Here is a 3,711-nt window from a genome sequence, read left to right as displayed (position 1 = left end):
GGCCCCGGCGGGGCCCGGGCGGGGGGGGGGCGGGACGGGGCTCACCGGCGGTCAGGACTTGTCGACGTGGCCCGGGACCGGGTCGGAGGCGTGCGTTCCGGGGATCACGGTGCCGCAGCCGCCGCAGGCCTGCTGGACCTGCTTCAGCAGCGTCATCTTGTTCGCGGTGAGATAGCCGATGTTCATGGTGACCGCGGCGTTGTCCGAAACCAGCACCGCGACGGCCGAAATGTTCGTCTTGGTGTAGTTTCCGTAGGCGGTCGCCTGGGCCGGGGTGCCGAACTCGGCATAGGTCATCTGTCCCGCCGCGTTCGGGAACAGCTCGCCCTTCTTCTCGTAGCAGCTGTATTCGCGGTAGAACGTCGTCTGCTTCGAGTACGGCTTGTCGATCGCGAACGTGCCGTCGTTCCATTCGCCGTAACCGCACGCCCGGTCGCCCCCGAGGACGCGCTCGCCCAGCCCTTTGACCAGGTCGAACGTCAGCTTCCGCGCGGCCGGCGTCGCCGGCGCGGCCGGCGCCGTGCTCTTGGCCCCCGTGCTCTTGCCCCCCGCGCTCTTGACGGCGGCGTGCGAGGTCCCCCCGGCGCCCCCGCAGCCGGTGGCCAGGACCGCGCTCACCCCCATGAGCCCCACCATCGTCCCCCAACGTGTGCCGGTTCCCCGCATGTCCGGACTTCCTCTCTGAACGGCCTTTACGCGAATGATGGGCAGTTCAATGACCCAGACGCCAGGGACTCTGGAACGGTTCAGCCCGGGACACGCGGCGCTTCAATAAGTCCATACCTTGGCCAGAGTTTCTTTAGTGCCGGACCGGCGAATCTCACAATGGTGATCACCGATTCACCCTGGAGCGCGTTCGACCACGACCGGATGCTGGACGCGCTGGCGGCACGGGAGAACTTCCCGGTCGCCGCGCGGCTGCTGCCCGCCCGGCACCGCGCCGACCTGCGGGCCGTCTACGGCTTCGCGCGGCTCGTCGACGACATCGGGGACGAGCCGCCGCCCGAGCAGCGCGCGGACCTGCTGGCCCTGGTCGACGACGACCTGGACCTGGTCTACAAGGGCGGGACGCCGAAGCTGCCGCAGCTGCGGCGGCTGGCCGGCACGGTGCACGCGCACGGGATCCCGGCCGAGCCGTTCCGGCGGCTGGTCGAGGCGAACCGGCAGGACCAGGTCGTCCACCGCTACGAGACGTTCGAGCAGCTGGTGGAGTACTGCGCGCTGTCGGCCGACCCCGTCGGCCGCGTCGTGCTGCACGTGTTCGGCGCCCAGGGCGCCGGGCTGGAGGGGGCGTCGGACCGGGTCTGCACGGCGCTGCAGATCATCGAGCACTGCCAGGACGTCGCGGAGGACCACCGCGCCGGGCGCGTGTACCTGCCCGCCGAGGACCTGCGCAGGTTCGGCTGCGAGGACGCCGACCTGGCCCGCCGGGCGACGCCGACGCGGCTGCGCGGCGTGCTGGCCCTGGAGGCCGGGCGCGCCCGCGACCTGCTGGACCGCGGCGCCGCGCCGCTGATGAGGGGACTGTCCGGATGGGCCCGGGTCGCCGTGGGCGGCTACGTGGCCGGCGGGAGGGCGGCGCTGGAGGCGCTGGCCGGGGCCCGCTACGACGTGCTCGCGCATCCGCCGCGTCCCCGCCGGGCCGCAGTGCTGGCCGGGTGGGCGCGCGCACTGGGAAGGGGCTGAGCGATGACGGTTTCAGAGACGTGTGAGCGTGCCGAAGAGGTCGCCGGGGCGTACCGGCACTGCGAGCGGGTGGTGCGCGAGGAGGCCCGCAACTTCTCCTACGGGATACGGCTGATGCCGCCGCCGAAGCGCCGCGCGATGAGCGCGATCTACGCGTTCGCGCGCGGCGTCGACGACATAGGGGACGGCCCGGAGCCGGCGTGCGTGCGGCTGGACCTGCTGGACCGGTCGCGGCAGCGGCTGCTGACCGTGCAGGAGGTGCTGCGGCGGCGCAGCGACGCGCGGGCGCTGGAGGGCCATCCGGTGCTGACGGCGCTGGCGGACGCGGCGGGCCGGTTCCCGATCCCCCTCGCCGCGTTCGACGAGCTGATCGACGGCTGCGAGAGCGACGTGCGCGGCGCCCGCTACGAGACGTTCGACGACCTGCTGCGCTACTGCCAGCAGGTCGCCGGCACGGTGGGCCGGCTGTCGCTCGGGGTGTTCGGGTCGGACGGCCGGCAGCGCGCCGAGGGCCTCGCGGACTCGCTGGGCGTCGCGCTGCAGCTCACCAACATCCTGCGGGACGTCCGCGAGGACCGGATGGCGGGGCGGGTGTACCTGCCCGCCGAGGACCTGGAGCAGTTCGGCTGCACGCTGGAGCTGGACGAGTCCGGCATGTTCATCGACCCGCCGTGGCGGCTGCACAAGCTGATCGGCTTCCAGGCGGAGCGGGCCCGCGCCTGGTACGCGGAAGGGCTGCGGCTGCTGCCGCTGCTGGACCGGCGCAGCGCGGCGTGCACCGCCGCGATGGCGGGGATCTACCGGCGGCTGCTGGAGAGCATCGCGGCGAACCCGGCCGCGGCGCTGAACTCGCGGGTCTCGCTGCCGACGTGGCAGAAGGCCGTGGTCGCTGCGCGCGCGCTCACGGGGGTGGAACGGTGAGCGTCGTCGTCGTCGGCGGCGGACTGGCCGGCATCAGCACCGCGATCGCCCTGCAGGAGACGGGCGTCCCGGTCACGCTGGTGGAGGCCCGCCCGTGGCTCGGCGGCGCGACCCACTCGTTCCGCCGCGACGAGCTGAGCGTCGACAACGGCCAGCACGTGTTCCTGCGCTGCTGCACCGCGTACCAGGGGCTGCTGCGGCGGCTCCGCGCCGAGCACCTGGTGCGGATGCAGGACCGGTTCGACGTCGCGGTGCTGCGGCCGGGCGCGCGGCCGGCGCGGCTGCGCAGGTCGCCGCTGCCGAGCCCGCTGCACCTGCTGCCGTCGCTGGCGCGGTACTCGCACCTGCCGGTCGCCGACCGGCTGCGGGCGGTGCGCGCGGCGGCGGGGCTCCAGCGGCTCGACCCCGACGACCCGGCGCTGGACCTGCTGTCGGCGGGCGCGTGGCTGGCCGAGCGCGGGCAGCGGCCGTGGGCACGGGAGGCGCTGTGGGGCCTGTTCATCACCGCGGCGCTGAACGCGGAGGTGGGCGACGCCGCGCTCGGCCTGTCGGCGATGGTGTGCCGGCGGGCGCTGTTCGGGCGGCCGGACGCCGCCGACATCGGCGTCCCGACCGTCCCGCTGGGCGAGCTGCACGGCGGCCCGGCGCTGCGCCGGATCGCGGAGATGGGCGGCACCGTCCGGCTGAAGGCGAAGGTCGAGGCGGTGACCACCGACCCGAAGGTGGTGGTGGACGGCGTGCCGATCGCCGCGGACGCGGTGGTGCTGGCCGTCCCGCACGAGGCGGCGGCGCGGCTGCTGCCCGCCGAGGCGCTGCCGCAGCCGCTGCGCTGGCACGAGCTGGACGCGAGCCCGATCGTCAACGTGCACGTGGTGTACGACCGGCCGGTGCTGGACGAGCCGTTCGCCGCCGCGGTCGGCTCCCCCGTCCAGTGGATCTTCGACCGGTCGGGGGTGGCCGGGCTGCGCGACGGCCAGTACCTGGCGATCTCGCTGTCGGCGGCGGACCGCTGGATCGACCGGCCCACCGCGGCGCTGCGCGCGGAGTTCGTGCCGGAGCTGGCGCGGCTGCTGCCGGCGGCGCGCGGCGCCCGCGTCCGGGAGC

4 protein-coding genes are annotated in these 3,711 nt (G+C 74.5%); 3 read left to right on the top strand and 1 reads right to left on the bottom strand.

Annotation, left to right across the window (positions count from 1 at the left end; all coding sequences use genetic code 11):
- Positions 1-51 precede the first annotated feature (51 nt).
- Positions 52-624 carry a hypothetical protein gene (locus ABZ914_RS40900; RefSeq protein ID WP_500200007.1) on the bottom strand — a complete coding sequence of 191 codons (573 nt, stop codon included), beginning with the start codon at positions 622-624 and terminating at the stop codon, positions 52-54.
- 201 nt (positions 625-825) lie between these two features.
- Between ABZ914_RS40900 and hpnC the strand changes: the two genes are divergently transcribed.
- The 3 genes from hpnC to hpnE form a co-directional block, all read left to right on the top strand.
- Complete coding sequence (gene hpnC, locus ABZ914_RS40895) at positions 826-1,686, top strand: squalene synthase HpnC (RefSeq protein ID WP_500200006.1); 861 nt, start codon at positions 826-828, stop codon at positions 1,684-1,686.
- A gap of 3 nt (positions 1,687-1,689) precedes the next feature.
- Entirely contained in the window at positions 1,690-2,607 is a 918-nt protein-coding gene (gene hpnD / locus ABZ914_RS40890) for a presqualene diphosphate synthase HpnD (RefSeq protein ID WP_500200004.1), read from the top strand.
- On the top strand, positions 2,604-3,711 hold a 1,108-nt coding region (gene hpnE / locus ABZ914_RS40885; RefSeq protein WP_500200003.1), incomplete at its 3' end, for a hydroxysqualene dehydroxylase HpnE. The genes hpnD and hpnE, both read left to right, overlap by 4 nt.

The sequence above is a fragment of the Spirillospora sp. NPDC046719 genome (genome assembly GCF_040645715.1).
Taxonomy (GTDB): Bacteria; Actinomycetota; Actinomycetes; order Streptosporangiales; family Streptosporangiaceae; genus Spirillospora.
This window is presented reverse-complemented; position numbering and strand designations above follow the sequence as displayed.

Coding starts and splice junctions, on each gene's coding strand:
- ABZ914_RS40900 (WP_500200007.1), bottom strand. CDS start 624: ATGGGGGTGAGCGCGGTCCTGGCCACCGGCTGCGGGGGCGCCGGGGGG.
- hpnC (WP_500200006.1), top strand. CDS start 826: ATGGTGATCACCGATTCACCCTGGAGCGCGTTCGACCACGACCGGATG.
- hpnD (WP_500200004.1), top strand. CDS start 1,690: ATGACGGTTTCAGAGACGTGTGAGCGTGCCGAAGAGGTCGCCGGGGCG.